The organism is Flavobacterium sp. 1 (assembly GCF_002797935.1).
GTDB lineage: Bacteria > Bacteroidota > Bacteroidia > Flavobacteriales > Flavobacteriaceae > Flavobacterium.
This window is the reverse complement of record NZ_PGER01000001.1, coordinates 636,876-652,520: the sequence shown is the minus strand read 5'-3', so window position 1 is coordinate 652,520 and position 15,645 is coordinate 636,876. Positions and strand designations below refer to the sequence as shown.

Below are 15,645 nucleotides of genomic sequence, written 5' to 3'. Positions count from 1 at the left end.
AAATATATTATTACTAAAAAAACACATCTTTTTATACAGATAATAAAAATTTAGAAAGTACTTCTTCTTGATTTAGCCCCAATTTTTTCCTCAAACGATAGCGATGCAGCTCCACACCTCTGAAAGAAATATTCATCATAGGAGCAATTTCTTTGGAAGAAAGGTTCATTTTTAGGTAAACACACAGCTTAATATCCTTGGAAGTCAGATTTGGATATTTCTTTGAAAGGGCAGTAATAAATTCATTATTAATTTGATTCAGATTGGTCTCAAAAATTTCCCATTCGTGCTTATTAACAGCATTAATTTTTATAGCTTTTTTAATTTCACTTTTAAGTTTATTGAAATCCGATTCTGAATCTAATATATTCTGAATGTTTTCAATCATTTCACTTTGCTTAGCAATAGAAAGCGACTTGCCTGCTACTTCCGAAGATTTTGACTGCAGTTCGAGTTCCAGAATGTGTTTTTCATATTCTTGAATGTTTAACTCATTTTCGGCTTTAAGTTCCATTTCCAGAATTTCTCTCTGATGTTTTAGTTCCTCTTTCTGCAGTTTAAGTTTCTGAATATATTTCATCTTATTCCATTTATAATAAAGATATAAGATAAGCCCAACGACAATAAGGTAAACTAAGATCATCCAAATTGAAAAATACCATGCATTGGCTACAACAAATTGAAAATTTGCTGCTTTATTATAGCGCAGACCATCATTACTGTAAATGGTAACATCATGTGAACCGCTGGTAAGGTTATTCAGCAGTATCAAGCCTTCCTTTATTGGAACCAGCTCTTTTTTGCCGTTTAATCTGTAAAATAAATCTGGTTTCGAAGCTCCGTAAACTCCAGATATAACATCGATTCTCAGCTCAGAATTGTGCTTGATCTTCGAATTGTTTTCGACCAAAATATCATTGTTGAAAGCTTCTATTTTTACATTCGATTTTTCTTTCTTATTATACTTTAAATCCAAAGAAATAAAGCCATCATCCAGATTGAGCAAATAATTATTTTTATCTTTAAAAATCTTCAAGTTATCATTGATGATTTTTCCTTTATAATATTTCTCCTGAATACTGTTTTTGATAAACTTAGATCCCTGAGCATAAACATGATACAAAAGACCATCCTGCAGCACCATAAAATGATTTTCATCAATGGAGACAATATTGGAAACATTTTTAAAGTTTTTATTAAACAATTGATTGGTTTCCAATTGATTAGTAAAGGAGTTGAATGTGTACCAAGAATTATTAATCAAAAAAAGGATTTCATTTCTAAATTCAAATATCTTCACTCCAAAGTCATTGCTTATTTTACTGCGCTGAGTCACATTATCGACTTTGATTTCATAAGCATCATTATATAAAATACGATATAAGCCTCTATTGATATCTGCTGCCCAAATTTCATTCTTTCTGTTTTGGGCAAGGTATTTAATTGGCTTCTGCAACCCTTTAAGAGCCGTCTTTTCTTTTAAATTATTGGCATCATTATAAATTACAATTCCACTGTAAGTAGCCTGCAGATAGGAATTATTAATGGCGCTCTTGGCTAGATTCCACCCTCCATTGATATCACTCAATCTACTGAATAAACCATTCTTATAAACAAATGTCCCTTCATTATGACCAATAAGATACTGATCATTTATTTTACTTATATTCCAAGCTTGTCCCTGCGTATTAGGAATCAAAGAAAGCTGTTTGCCCTCATATTTAAAGACACCATGATTAGAAGCCATCAAATAACCTTTCGGAGTACTCGCTACTGAATAAACTGAACCTAAAATTCCTGAACTGTCGTAAAATATTGAAATTAAAGAATTGACCTCAATATGTGCTATACCATTATCAAGACCGAGCCACAAATCATTTTCTTTGTCCTGTCCAATACTCAAAATAGAATTATTCATCAGGACATTGTTCCTATTAATGTTTTTATAACTGCCGTCAATCAAATTCAGAATATAAACGCCATTATTTGCAGTACCAATAATTAATTTCTCGCTTTTTATAAATTGGGCAACATTAATATTTGCCGATTTCAAAACCTCATTTAAACCACTTTTCCATGGACTCAGAATATTATTTTCAAGTACATAAACTCCATGTTTTTTTGTAAAAAAATACGTTTTGTCTTGGTATTTCTGGATAGCATGAATTACATTATTCTCTAAAAGGGATAAACCATTTACTTTTTCTATTTTTCCATTATTTAACCGAAAAATTCCTTTTTCTACAGAAGCAATAAATAATTGACTGCCGACAGCAAAGCAATAGGATATTAAAAAAGGAAACTTTTTTTCTTTAATAACTTTTCCGTCGAAAATAAAAATACCATTAAAAGACTGAAAGTAAATTTTGTTATTAAGCTTAAATATCTTCCATATTTCTTCATTATTATTTTCATCAAAGACTTTTCTTTCTTTCGAAACAGAAACATAATGCATCTTTGAATTTTTTCGGTACCAATACCCAAATTCTTTATAAGAACCCGAATACACCTTACCGCCATCAACCATTATTGACCGGATTATTGTTTTGTTGGGTAATTTATATTTCTCCCATTTTACGCCATCATACCGTAGTAAATAGTTATTATTTGCAAAATACATTGCATTGTCTTTTCCTTGTGCTACGCTCCAAATCTGGTTATCTCCCTGATAATTTGATTTGCTGTAATTTTCAACAAAAGGGAGCAATTCCTGAGCTCTAAGATGTAATGATATAAAACCAAAAATGAGTATATAAAGAAGTTTAGCTTTCAAAATGCAGTGATTTTTTATCAAATATAATTACAATTCTTCAATTAAAAACACAAAAAAAGCCTCTGAATACAGAAGCTTTTTTGAACCTTTATTATTTATTTTTTAATTCAGCAGTAATTTATACACCTGATTTGCAATTTCGATTTCTTCATTGGTAGGGACAACCAAAATTTTAGTTTTCGATTGAGGCAAATTGATTTCTCGGATTTCTTTGGAACGGATTTCGTTTTTAGGAACATCTAATTCAATTCCAAAATACTCCATATCGGTACACACTAATTTTCTGATGTAAGATGAATTTTCACCAATTCCAGCAGTAAAAACAATGGCATCTAAACCATTCAAAGCTGCTGTATAAGAACCAATGTATTTTTTGATTCGATACGCATTCATTGCCAATGCCAATTGACATTCTTTATTTCCCTGCTCGGCATTCGCTTCAATATCTCTTAAATCGCTGTAACCTGTAAGAGCCAGCATTCCACTTTGTTTTTGCAATAAAGTACTAACTTCATCTACAGTATAATTCAATGCTTTCATCATATAAAACAACACAGATGGATCAATATCACCACTACGGGTTCCCATAATCAACCCGCTAATTGGCGTAAAGCCCATCGAGGTATCGATACATTTTCCATCTTTCACAGCAGTAATACTGCAGCCATTACCCAAATGCACAGTGATTATATTTTTGTACGGTTTGTTTTCTGATTTTAGATATTGAATTGCTTTTTCTGAAACATATTTATGAGATGTTCCATGAAATCCATACACTCTAAGTTTATTCTCTTTTAAGAAATGAGTAGGAATAGCATATTTATAAGCCACTTCAGGCATAGTCTGATGAAAAGCTGTATCAAAAACAACGATTTGTTTGGCTCCAGAAAAAATTTCTTCGGCAACAATAATTCCTTCTAAATGAGCAGGATTATGCAGAGGAGCTATATCACATAATTTTCTTATTTCTTCTTTTACTTCTGGAGTAATCAAAGTTGTATCTGAAAATGAGCTGCCGCCATGCACCACTCTATGTCCTACAGCTTCAATCTCTTTAGTGCTTTTTATAACTCCTTTTTCGTCATCCATCAGTAATTGAGCGATTTTATTAAGCCCAATTTTATGATTGGCGATTGGCAGAATTTCCTCAACTTTAACGGCTTTGGTTACATAACTAAAATTAGAAGTTTCCAACCCTATTCTGTCAATCATACCTGAACAGATGACTTCACCAGCAGGCATTTCGATTAATTGGTATTTTATGGAGGAACTTCCGGAGTTTATTATTACTACTTTCATTTAAAATTTTATTTGATAATTAAAAAGTTACAATCCTTGCGCTTGAATTGCCGTAATCACGACAGTGTTAATAATATCATCTATTGTGCAGCCACGGCTTAAATCATTTACAGGTTTATTTAATCCTTGCAGCATTGGCCCAATTGCTAATGCTCCAGTTTCTCTCTGTACTGCTTTGTAAGTGTTGTTTCCAGTGTTTAGATCAGGGAAAATTAATACACTGGCGTGACCTGCCACTTCAGAATTTGGCATTTTGCTTTGTCCTACTTCCAAATCGACAGCAGCATCATATTGAATTGGACCTTCAATTTTGAGATCTGGGCGTTTTTGTTTCACAATTTCGGTTGCTGCTCTTACTTTATCCACTTCATCACCTTTTCCAGATGAGCCAGATGAATACGATAACATGGCTATTTTTGGTTCTATTCCAAAACCAATACTGGAATCAGCAGATGAAATTGCGATTTCTGCCAATTGCTCAGCAGTAGGATTTGGATTAATCGCACAATCTCCAAAAATAGAAACGCGATCTTCCAAGCACATGAAAAATATAGAAGACACTACAGAAGAGTTTGGTTTGGTTTTAATAAATTGTAATGCAGGCAAAATAGTATGCTGCGTAGTATGTGCCGCTCCAGAAACCATTCCGTCAGCATGGCCTTTGTACACCATCATCGTTCCAAAATAAGAGACATCTTCCATTAAATCTCTTGCCATTCCAAGCGTCACATTTTTGGCTTTTCGCAGCTCATAATAAGTATTTACATAATCCTCATACAGCTCTGATTCTATTGGATTTATAATTGGTATTCTTGAAAAATCTAACTCTAATCCTAATTCAGCTACTTTGCTTTCAATTTGTTTTTTGTTTCCAATAATGGAAAGATCTACAACATCCATAGCTTGCAAACGGGCAGCAGCTATGATAATTCTTTCATCGCTTCCTTCGGGCAAAACGATATGTTTTCTATGTGCTTTGGCTCTTTTTACCAAATTATACTGAAACATTTTTGGCGTCATTCCTTCTGCTTCAAAAGCATTAAACTTATCGATCAAAACATCTAAATCTACATATTTATCAAACGTATTGATCGATGTCTCAATTTTTTGCAGGTTATCAGGGTAGATTTTAGATTTAATATTCCCTATTTTATTCGCAATATGATAAGTACCTCCTTCTACGGTAATAATTGGCACTACAGATGAAAGTCCTTCTATCAGTTTCATAATACTGTCCTCCGGAATAATATTTCCAGTCAATACAATTCCAGAAACTGATGGATAATTGGCCGACTCATTTGCCTGCAATGCTCCCAGAATAATATCGGCTCTGTCACCTGGTGTGATAATAAGCCCATTTTCTTTCAGATGCAGTAAGTAATTGCATAATTGCATTGCTCCAATACTGTAGCTTCCTATTTGATTATTCAGATATTCATGCCCAAATAGTATTTCGGCATTCAATACTTCGACAATTTCATGTATAGTAGGATTGTTTAAACTTCCAATTAATGGTATCGAATTTACAAGAACTGATGATGGCAGGCTTTTTTGCAGACTGGTAGTAACTAAATCCAAATTCTCCGGCTGTACTTTATTGGCAATTACAGCCAATACTTCAACCTCCTTAATTTTAAAGGAATTATGAGCAAGATTTAAATTATCAATTAATTCATCTAGAGTTTTTCCTTCTCCTGAGCCAACAATAATAGTAGGAACACCTAGATTTTTAGCAATCAAAACATTCATATCCAGCTCAATGACTGTCCCTTCACCTGTAAAACTGGTTCCTTCGACCAAAATAAAATCAAAACGGTCTTCCAGTTTTTTATATTTTTCAATAATCAAATCAACAACTTCTCCTAATTTGCCATTGTTTTTTTTCTTGATTAATTTACTTTTGGTAATGGCATAAGCATCCTCATATTCAATATCAAGATCAAAATGCGAAATAACCATTTCGATATGCGTATCTTTTTTTCCCTTTTCATAATCTTCAATAATAGGTCTGAAATAGCCCACTTTTGCGGTCTTTCCCAAAAGCATTCTCAATAACCCTAAAGTAATTATTGTCTTGCCACAATTCTCTTCAATAGTTGCGATATATATAGCTTTCTTCATATTGTAAATTTTATTTTTCCTTTTATATTAATTACAAAATTAGAAGTTTAATTTCCTAATAAATATGACCAAAATCAGTTTAAATATAAAATTAAAACCAATTTCTTTTCTTAAAGTAAATAACCATGCCAATCACTGTCAAAAACATGAAGCCAATTACAAAATAATAGCCATTTGGTTCCCGCAGTTCTGGCATATTATCAAAATTCATCCCATAAACTCCTACAATAAATGTTAACGGAATGAATATGACCGAGATAATAGTCAGCGTTTTCATGATCTCATTCATTTTATGCGTCTGCGCTGCAAAAAAGAAATTAGACGCACTTTCCAATGAACCCATATCCGATTCTATTTGCTCCAAAAGTTCTAAACATTTTTGATGCAGACGGGTAAAAAAACTAAAATTATCCGATTCAATTTCATCAAATACATTATCCTCTTTAATACTTTTAATATCATACAAAGAATCCCGAAGCGGTATAATAGAGCGCTTTAAAAAATTAAAATTATCTCTGTGCTTTTCAATTTTTTCCAAAATAATGGGGTCAGCACTATTTTTGGTACAGTCTATCAAATCTTCTATTTTATCCTCTTCGGCTTCAATCGTAATATAAAAATTACCTATAATGGCATCCAGCAGAATATACAATAAATAGTCAGCTTTCTTGGTTCTTACAATTCCGGAATTGGTTCGAATGCGTTCACGAATGTGAGTAAAAAAATCACTCCTTTTTTCCTGAAAAGAAATCAGAATTCCTTTTTTTAACAAAAAACTAATTTGCTCTACCTTAATATCATCCGAACTTTCCGACGGCAACATTGATTTTATATTAAAAAACAAAACATCTTTTTCCTCTTCCAGCTTGGTTCTTTTGGTAGTATTCAAAATATCCGCCAGCATAAAATTGTCGATTTTAAAATAAGCAGCTACATCTTTAAGTAGATCAACATCGTTTAAACCATGAATATTCAGCCAATTGGTTTTGGCTAAATCAATATGTTTTTCTAAATTATCAATAGTTCCATTTTCGTATTCAGAAACCGTACAATCATCAAAAACAAACAATTGCATTTCAATCTCTTTATTTTTGTGCAGTCCGGTATATTCGAGCGTATAAGGCTGTAGTCTCTTCCCTTTCTTGTATTTAATCTTTCTCATAAAATAATTTGTATAGTAATATTACGAAAAAGATTCCAAAAAGGAAGTGGCAATTATCATTTTGATTGAAAGGTTTTAAAAATAATAGTTACATTTATCAATATAAATCTGCTTTAAAATTTATTCTGATAATGACTCACAAAATAAAAATCTCAATACCAAAACCTTGCCGTGAAAACTGGCTTGAAATGTCAGTAACAGAAAAAGGCAGATTTTGTTCCAATTGCAAAAAAGATGTTATTGATTTTACAAATTCAACAGACAGAGAAATACTTTCGGCTTATAATAAAAGTAAAAACTTATGCGGTCAGTTTAGGGAATCACAATTAGACAGAAATATGATTATTCCCCAAAAAAAAAGTTCTATTTGGATGTTGGTTACAACATCCGTAATTACTTTTTTTGGATTAGGAAGCCAAACCGCAAAAGCACAAGAATCGATTAAAACAGAACAGACAGACAAAAAACAACTGAATGATTCTACAGCTATTGAATTTAAAGGAGAATCACCCTATCATGGAATTGTTTATGATGAAAACAAGATTCCAATACCTGGAGTTAATGTGATGATTAAAGGAACCAAAATTATAACACAAACTGGCTTCGATGGAAAATTTTCAATAAGCGCAAAAAAAAGAGATATTTTAGTATTCTCTTATATTGGTTATAATACTATAGAATTTAAGCTTAAAAATAATCCTAAAATTGCTGTCACAATAAAAGCAACTTCTGTAATGATGGGAGAAATCGTCATAATAAAAGAGGATTAAGCTTATACATGTTAACAAAAAAACCGAGCCATTTCTGACTCGGTTTTCATTTATTATATTGTAAAACATGCAATGCCCTGTAGAGACGCACAACAGTGCTTCTCTACAAATGCATCGCTAGAATTATTTTACCTCTTCGAATTCAACGTCTTCAACATTATCTCCTTGCGATTGAGCTTGTGGCTCAGCTGCTTGTTGACCTTGTTCTCCTTGAGCGTACATTGCTTCAGTAGCTTTTTTCCAAGCTGCGTTGATGTTGTCAAGAGCAGTTTGAATTGCAGGAATGTCTTGAGATTGGTGAGCCATTCTCAATTCAGTCAATGCATACTCGATAGCTACTTTGTTATCATCAGATAATTTAGCTCCAAGTTCTTTCAATTGAGACTCAGTTTGGAAGATCATTCCATCAGCTTCGTTCAATTTTTCAGCTCTTTCTCTTGCAATTTTGTCAGATTCAGCGTTAGCTTCAGCATCTTGTTTCATTCTTTCGATTTCTTCAGAAGTTAATCCAGAAGAAGCTTCGATACGAATGTCGTGAGATTTACCAGTTCCTTTGTCTGTAGCAGTCACTTTGATGATACCATTAGCATCTATGTCAAAAGCAACTTCGATTTGAGGAACTCCTCTTGGTGCTGGCGGGATACCGTCTAAGTGGAAACGACCGATAGTTTTGTTATCAACAGCCATTGCTCTGGCTCCTTGAAGAACGTGTAGTTCAACAGATGGCTGAGAATCAGAAGCAGTAGAGAATACTTGAGATTTTTTAGTTGGGATAGTTGTGTTAGCCTCAATTAATATAGTCATAACACCACCCATAGTTTCGATACCTAAAGATAAAGGAGTAACGTCAAGTAACAATACATCTTTTACATCTCCAGAAAGAACTCCACCTTGAATAGCTGCTCCAATTGCAACAACTTCATCAGGGTTAACTCCTTTAGATGCTTTTTTTCCAAAGAATTTTTCAACTTCTTCAACAATTCTTGGGATACGTGTAGAACCACCAACTAAGATAACTTCGTCAATATCAGAAACAGATAAACCAGCATTTTTCAACGCTTTAGCAACTGGTGCCATAGAACGTTTCACTAATGAATCAGTTAATTTTTCAAATTGAGCTCTGGATAATTTTTTAACTAAGTGTTTTGGTCCAGAAGCTGTAGCAGTTACGTATGGTAAGTTGATTTCAGTTTCTGCAGAAGATGACAATTCAATTTTAGCTTTCTCAGCAGCTTCTTTGATACGTTGCAATGACATTGGGTCAAGACGCAAATCTATACCTTCTTCAGCTTTAAATTCGTCAGCTAACCAGTCAATAATTTCGTGGTCAAAATCATCTCCTCCTAAGTGAGTGTCTCCATCAGTAGACAATACTTCGAAAACTCCGTCTCCTAATTCAAGAACAGAGATATCAAAAGTACCTCCACCTAAATCGTAAACAGCAATTTTTTGATCAGTTCCTTTTTTATCCAAACCGTAAGCCAAAGCAGCAGCAGTTGGTTCGTTGATGATACGCATAACTTTAAGACCTGCAATCTCACCAGCTTCTTTTGTAGCTTGACGTTGTGCATCATTAAAGTAAGCAGGAACAGTAATAACCGCTTCAGTAACTGTTTGACCTAAATAGTCTTCAGCAGTTTTTTTCATTTTTTGAAGTGTCATAGCTGACAATTCTTGTGCAGTATACAAACGACCATCAATATCCACACGTGGAGTATTGTTGTCCCCTTTTACTACTGAATAAGGAACTCTTTTTGCTTCCTCAGTGATTTCAGCAAAAGAATGTCCCATAAAACGTTTGATAGAAGCAATAGTCTTAGTTGGATTAGTTACTGCTTGTCTTTTAGCAGGATCTCCCACTTTAATTTCTCCACCTTCAACAAAAGCGATGATAGATGGTGTAGTTCTTTTTCCTTCCGCATTAGGAATAACAACTGCTTCATTACCTTCCATTACAGAAACACAAGAGTTTGTAGTACCTAAATCAATTCCGATTATTTTACCCATTTTTAATATATTTAATTTTTATTATATACTGATTTTATAACTCGAAGACTCAAAAGCAATCACTATGCCAATATAAAAAACGAAGTAAATTGTCAGTTTATAATACAATTGTCATAAAACAATATGACAAACTGACATTTTGCAATTTATTTACTTCATCAATTTGCCAAAGTCTATCTGGGCAAGACCCCATTATGGAAAGGGGCTCCTGCAGCATGCGCATATTCGCCCCTTTCCATAATGCGGTCGGGCTATTGCCATTACTTTGGTAGTTTGGCGCTATCCCTCTTGCAGTCATAACACCATTAATCCTTAGCTGAATAATTTATTCCATTTCATGAGACTTTAACAAAACTGATAATGATCCAAAAACAAGCAGGTTTTAGCAAAATAATTACTTATTTTATACCTTAGTATCATCAATAAAAACTTTTTCTAAGTATCAATCTTAGAGACAATTTTAAACCGACAGTAATAACTAAAGACAACTACAAATGGCAACAGAAATTATAGTAACTACTCCAGACAGTGAAATAGTTAGTTCCAGAATTGTAAATGCTCCTCAAAAACTTGTTTTTCGCGCATGGTCTGAACCAGAACATCTGAAAAATTGGTGGGGACCCACTGGTTTTACAAACACATTTAATGAGTTTGATTTCCGGGTAGGCGGAAAATGGAGTTTCATCATGCACGACCCAGAAAAAGGAAATTACCCAAATGAATGTGAGTTTATCAAAATAGAAAAACCTTCCCTAATCGCATGGAAACGCCATTCGAAACCATTATTTCAAGTACTGGCGACATTTGAAGAAGTCTCCGACGAAAAAACAAAAATTGTTTTTAAAATGCTTTTCAATTCAGGCGAAGAATGCAATAAGTTGAAACCATTTGTAATTGATAAAAATGAAGAGAACTTTGATAAACTTGAAAAGGAATTAAAAGCAATGTGCCAGTAAAATAAATACTTCATTGTTTTAAAAGCGCTCTATTATAATTGAAAAGCTTCTAAAAACATCTTTAAAAATCCTTATTTTACTAGCTTTCCCTCCTATTAAACTAGTCTTTGAATTATCATAAAAACTATTTGATTATTTTTCTTAACAAAAAATTAACTCTAACATTTGTATATACAAATATAAAACATGTTACATTTGTATCAACAAATAAAGATTGACACGCTATGAAGATTGAAGATGAATTAAAGAGCACTGTTGAATATAGCAAATCAAAACAGATCGTTTTGAACATAATGTACACTGTAAACGTAATTACAGAACGTTTTAATGACATCATAAAACCTTATGATATATCAGGAGAACAATTTAATGTATTACGTATATTAAGAGGCCAAAAAGGCTGTCCTGCCAATATGTGCATTATACAAGACAGAATGTTGGCCAAAACAAGTAACACAACGCGATTAGTAGATAAATTATTATTGAAAGATTTAGTTACCCGCAACGTTTGCCCAGATAATCGAAGAAAAATTGAAGTCTTAATTACCCAAAAAGGTCTAGATTTATTAGCCGAACTAGATCCTAAAGTAAAGGAACACGAAGATTTTTTTGCCAAAAATTTAAATAACGAAGAATTAGAACAACTGAACACATTACTAGAAAAATACAGAACCAAATAAAATAAAATAAATAATCATGAGTAATTTTTTGAACAATCAAAATTGGAGATACGCAACAAAGAAATTTGATGCCACTAAAAAAGTTTCAGCAGAAGACTTAAACACATTGAAAGAAGCTATTCGATTGAGTTCTTCTTCATACGGATTACAGCCTTATAAAGTAATCATTGTAGAAAATCCAGAATTAAGAGCACAGCTACAGCCAGCAGCTTGGGGACAATCACAAATAATAGATGCTTCGCATTTATTCATTTTTGCAAATGATACAAATATTGGAGATGAAGCTATTGACGAGTTTTTAAATGCTATTAGCGTTGAAAGAGAAACTCCTCTTGAAGCATTGGCTGGATATGGTGATTTTATGAAATCTAAAATCTCAACTTTGGAACCTGCAATCAAAAATGTTTGGACATCAAAACAAACGTATTTAGCATTAGGAAACTTACTAAATGCCGCGGCCGAACTAAAAATTGACGTAACTCCAATGGAAGGTTTTGTACCTGCTCAAGTAAACGAAATATTAGGTTTAGACAAACTAAATCTTAATGCCTCTCTTATTGCAACAATTGGATACCGTCATGAAGAAGACACTACTCAATTTTACAAAAAAGTTAGAAAATCACAAGAAGACTTATTTATCACTTTATAATCTTAATAATTACTAATTCATATTAAATCATTTTAAACAAATTAAAACATGAGAAATTTAAAAACTATTGCCTTAGCATTCGTAGTAGCATTGTCTACATTAGCAGTAACTGCACAAACAAAAAAATTGATGCAGCAAAAAGCAGCATTAACTGGGTTGGAAAAAAAGTAACAGGACAGCACTCTGGAACTGTAGCTTTTAAAAGCGGTGCTCTAGTATTCAAAAAAAATGTATTAACAGGAGGATCTTTTACTGTTGACATGACTTCTTTAACAGCTACAGATCTTACAGGTGAATACTTAGGAAAATTAAACGGTCACTTGAAATCAGAAGATTTCTTTGGAACTGAAAAATTCCCAACTTCAACTTTAGTTTTCAAAACTATTGCTGTAAAAGCAAAAGACGTATACACTGTAACTGCTGATTTGACTATCAAAGGAATCACTAAACCTGTAACTTTTGATATCACAGTAAAAGGAAACACTGCTACTACAGCTTTCAATGTAGACCGTACTAAATACGATATTAAATACAATTCTAAATCATTTTTCGAAAGCATTGGAGACAAAGCTATCTATGACGAATTTGAATTAACAGTAAACTTGAACTTTTAATTTTAGAATTCAATAATGGAAAGTACCCTCAGCAAAAAATGCTGAGGGTATTTTTTTTATGCTAAAATCAGTCAAAAAAATATAATGGACAGCCTACATACACAGAAAAATATTAACTCAAAAATCATGAATCGATAACATTAAAAAAATACGTCTAAAACATTGTTCTGGTAATTTTGAAAACAAAACTAAAAAATTAAAAAAACCACAACTATTAGCATTATGAAAGCAAAACTACTCGTAGTCATTATCATTTTCTTTTCAATTAACACATTGAATGCTCAACAAATAAAAGGAATTACCGGCAATACCAACTGGATGGACAATTGGACAAACTTCAAACCAGCTACTACAGTCTATAAAGAACCTAACCAAATTATAACTGGTACTATAGACCACGATTTAAAACTAACAAAAAACAACACTTATAAATTAATTGGAACCGTTTATGTAACCAATAAAGCTGTTTTGACAATAGAACCCGGAACAGTCATTAGAGGCGATAAAGAATCTTGCGGAACACTTATAATTACCAAAGGCTGTAAACTTATAGCCGAAGGTACCGTTGCCGAACCTATCGTTTTTACTTCAAACAATTCTAATTTAATGAGAAAACCAGGCGATTGGGGAGGCATTATTATATTAGGCGAAGCTCCTATCAATAAAATTGGAGGTGTTAGTTTTTTAGATTTCAATCTAGATCCAGCTGTCAGTTATTACGGAGGACAAGACCCAAACAGCAATTCGGGTATTTTAAAATATGTGCGTATCGAATATTCAGGCCACAAAATCAATGCTCTTAAAGAATTGAACGGATTATCATTGGGCGGTGTCGGAAGAGGCACTAAATTTGAATTCATTCAAATTAGTTTTTCAAATGATGATTCATTTGAATCTTATGGAGGTGATGTTAATTTCAGTAACCTGATTTCGTTTAGAGCAACCGATGATGATTTTGATTTTACGCAAGGTGTTCAATGCACCATTTCCAATAGTATTGCTATCCGTAATCCTTATTCTTCGGACATATCAGGTTCACGCTGTTTTGAGATTGATTCATACGATAAAATTGAAAATGCTGATATAACGAAAAAACTAACCAAAATTACAGCCAGCAATATGACATTGATAAATACCGAAGACAACAATCAGGGACTGGTTAGAGAAGCGGTTTATATCAAAGAAAAAAGTTATTTTAATATCATTAACAGTATTATAGATGGCTTTAGCAGCTGTGTTTTACTCGAAAACAAAATAGCAGCATTACCTGCTAATTTAGCAAAAATCAATATCCAAGGAATACAGATTAACCGATGTGGCGGTGTAGTTATAAGCGAAAGTCCCAACTATAATTCAGAATTAAGCAGTTGGTACAACAGTGACACCTTCTCATTAGATATTACAAAGTTTACCAATACTGAATTATTCATTCAATCAGATGTTAAAAACTTACCCGATTTTAGAACTAAAAATACAAATCCGATAGTAAGTAAATAATTGATTTTTTGACTTTAAAAACCTGCAAATCCTGATTTTATCGAACTTTTTTTATTGCTTAACAATGCAAAATCATGATTTAAAACAACGTCTAAATATTTTATAACATTAAAAATACCGCTACAAAATAATAGATTGAAAGTAACTGAATTACAAAATTTTAAATTAACTTTATAGAACATTCATAATCTGCCGCATACCACAATCACAATTCAAAGGATTTCGTTTTTTATCAAAATATAATCAGCCTACAGTTTATTTATTTTTTTTATTAATTTAATTTATAAAATATGAGCAAATTAAAATCCCTTAGCCTTGTTTTACTGATTCTATTTTCCTTTCACAAAGGAAGTGCACAAACGTCTAAAATTGATGCAGCAAAGAGCAGCATTAATTGGGTAGGAAAAAAAATAACGGGTGAACATGAAGGAAACATCAAATTTAAGGATGGTTATCTTGTTTTTAAAGACAATAAATTAGCAGGAGGAAGCTTTACTGCAGATATGACGAGCTTATCTAATACTGATCAAACAGGCAGTTCTAAACAAAAACTGGAAGGTCATTTAAAATCAGAAGATTTTTTCAACACTACAAATTACGCCACTTCGACATTAGTCTTTAAAAATATTGCAAGTAAAGGAAACAACACCTACCTCGTGACTGCAGACTTAACCATCAAAGGAATTATCAACTCAATACAATTTGATTTGGTTATTGTTGGAAAAAACAAAGCTACTGCTTCATTAAATATTAATAGAACCAAATATGACATTAAATATGGTTCAGGCAGTTATTTTGATGATTTAGGAGATAAAACAATTTATGATGATTTTGAATTAAACGTAGTTTTAGTGTTTTAACCATTGAAATTTAACAAAAATTCAAAAAAATATCTTTTTTTTTATTTCATATTTTTTGTCAAAACAAATATCATTTATATATTTGCAAATAAGAAATTAAAACATGATAACAATAACAAACAATACTTGGTGGTGGAATAATTTACGTCAGTCGTCGTGAACTAAGCTCCTATAGTATTATTTGAACTATAAATATAAAAAGGCTTGTCATCACGACAGGTCTTTTTTCATTTAGCAAAATGAGGAAAAATTAAAAA

11 protein-coding genes and 1 pseudogene are annotated in these 15,645 nt (G+C 32.4%); 7 read left to right on the top strand and 5 right to left on the bottom strand.

The annotated features are described in order from the left end of the window. Positions 1 to 31: 31 nt before the first annotated feature. The 4 genes from CLU83_RS02860 to corA all read right to left on the bottom strand — a co-directional run bounded on the left by CLU83_RS02860 (position 32) and on the right by corA (position 7,355). Positions 32 to 2,773 (bottom strand): histidine kinase, encoded by a 2,742-nt coding sequence (locus CLU83_RS02860; protein ID WP_100433589.1) that lies wholly within the window; start codon positions 2,771 to 2,773, stop codon positions 32 to 34. Between the two features lie 102 nt (positions 2,774 to 2,875). Next, positions 2,876 to 4,072 carry an acetate/propionate family kinase gene (locus tag CLU83_RS02855; protein ID WP_100430223.1) on the bottom strand — a complete coding sequence of 399 codons (1,197 nt, stop codon included), beginning with the start codon at positions 4,070 to 4,072 and terminating at the stop codon, positions 2,876 to 2,878. Positions 4,073 to 4,099: 27 nt separating this feature from the next. Beyond that, on the bottom strand, positions 4,100 to 6,193 hold the full coding sequence (gene pta, locus CLU83_RS02850) for a phosphate acetyltransferase (RefSeq protein WP_100430222.1): 2,094 nt from the start codon (positions 6,191 to 6,193) through the stop codon (positions 4,100 to 4,102). Between the two features lie 91 nt (positions 6,194 to 6,284). Further along, entirely contained in the window at positions 6,285 to 7,355 is a 1,071-nt protein-coding gene (gene corA, locus CLU83_RS02845) for a magnesium/cobalt transporter CorA (RefSeq protein ID WP_100430221.1), read from the bottom strand. A gap of 131 nt (positions 7,356 to 7,486) precedes the next feature. On the opposite strand from corA, the gene CLU83_RS02840 reads away from it, so the two are divergent. After that, positions 7,487 to 8,125, top strand: a complete 639-nt coding sequence (locus tag CLU83_RS02840; protein ID WP_157801975.1) for a carboxypeptidase-like regulatory domain-containing protein — start codon at positions 7,487 to 7,489, stop codon at positions 8,123 to 8,125. 123 nt (positions 8,126 to 8,248) lie between these two features. Here CLU83_RS02840 and dnaK read toward each other — a convergent pair whose 3' ends face one another. After that, positions 8,249 to 10,132: a molecular chaperone DnaK gene (dnaK, locus tag CLU83_RS02835; RefSeq protein ID WP_100430219.1), complete on the bottom strand. Its 1,884-nt coding sequence runs from the start codon at positions 10,130 to 10,132 to the stop codon at positions 8,249 to 8,251. Positions 10,133 to 10,626: 494 nt separating this feature from the next. Between dnaK and CLU83_RS02830 the strand changes: the two genes are divergently transcribed. From CLU83_RS02830 to CLU83_RS02805, 6 genes and pseudogenes are all read left to right on the top strand, one after another. Next, positions 10,627 to 11,088 (top strand): SRPBCC family protein, encoded by a 462-nt coding sequence (locus tag CLU83_RS02830; protein ID WP_100430218.1) that lies wholly within the window; start codon positions 10,627 to 10,629, stop codon positions 11,086 to 11,088. Positions 11,089 to 11,312: 224 nt separating this feature from the next. Beyond that, positions 11,313 to 11,768: a MarR family winged helix-turn-helix transcriptional regulator gene (locus CLU83_RS02825; RefSeq protein ID WP_100430217.1), complete on the top strand. Its 456-nt coding sequence runs from the start codon at positions 11,313 to 11,315 to the stop codon at positions 11,766 to 11,768. Positions 11,769 to 11,784: 16 nt separating this feature from the next. After that, complete coding sequence (locus CLU83_RS02820) at positions 11,785 to 12,417, top strand: NAD(P)H-dependent oxidoreductase (RefSeq protein ID WP_100430216.1); 633 nt, start codon at positions 11,785 to 11,787, stop codon at positions 12,415 to 12,417. Positions 12,418 to 12,465: 48 nt separating this feature from the next. After that, positions 12,466 to 13,031: pseudogene (locus tag CLU83_RS02815) on the top strand (YceI family protein). Between the two features lie 222 nt (positions 13,032 to 13,253). Next, a complete protein-coding gene (locus CLU83_RS02810; RefSeq protein ID WP_100430214.1) occupies positions 13,254 to 14,528 on the top strand; it encodes a hypothetical protein in 1,275 nt (424 codons plus the stop codon). A 290-nt stretch (positions 14,529 to 14,818) separates the two neighbouring features. Next, a complete protein-coding gene (locus tag CLU83_RS02805; protein ID WP_100430213.1) occupies positions 14,819 to 15,388 on the top strand; it encodes a YceI family protein in 570 nt (189 codons plus the stop codon). The last annotated feature ends 257 nt before the right edge of the window (positions 15,389 to 15,645 follow it).

Bases quoted from the DNA above. Each gene is read 5' to 3' on its own strand.
- CLU83_RS02855 (WP_100430223.1), bottom strand. From the start codon at position 4,072: ATGAAAGTAGTAATAATAAACTCCGGAAGTTCCTCCATAAAATACCAA.
- pta (WP_100430222.1), bottom strand. From the start codon at position 6,193: ATGAAGAAAGCTATATATATCGCAACTATTGAAGAGAATTGTGGCAAG.
- corA (WP_100430221.1), bottom strand. From the start codon at position 7,355: ATGAGAAAGATTAAATACAAGAAAGGGAAGAGACTACAGCCTTATACG.
- CLU83_RS02840 (WP_157801975.1), top strand. From the start codon at position 7,487: ATGACTCACAAAATAAAAATCTCAATACCAAAACCTTGCCGTGAAAAC.
- dnaK (WP_100430219.1), bottom strand. From the start codon at position 10,132: ATGGGTAAAATAATCGGAATTGATTTAGGTACTACAAACTCTTGTGTT.
- CLU83_RS02830 (WP_100430218.1), top strand. From the start codon at position 10,627: ATGGCAACAGAAATTATAGTAACTACTCCAGACAGTGAAATAGTTAGT.
- CLU83_RS02825 (WP_100430217.1), top strand. From the start codon at position 11,313: ATGAAGATTGAAGATGAATTAAAGAGCACTGTTGAATATAGCAAATCA.
- CLU83_RS02820 (WP_100430216.1), top strand. From the start codon at position 11,785: ATGAGTAATTTTTTGAACAATCAAAATTGGAGATACGCAACAAAGAAA.
- CLU83_RS02810 (WP_100430214.1), top strand. From the start codon at position 13,254: ATGAAAGCAAAACTACTCGTAGTCATTATCATTTTCTTTTCAATTAAC.
- CLU83_RS02805 (WP_100430213.1), top strand. From the start codon at position 14,819: ATGAGCAAATTAAAATCCCTTAGCCTTGTTTTACTGATTCTATTTTCC.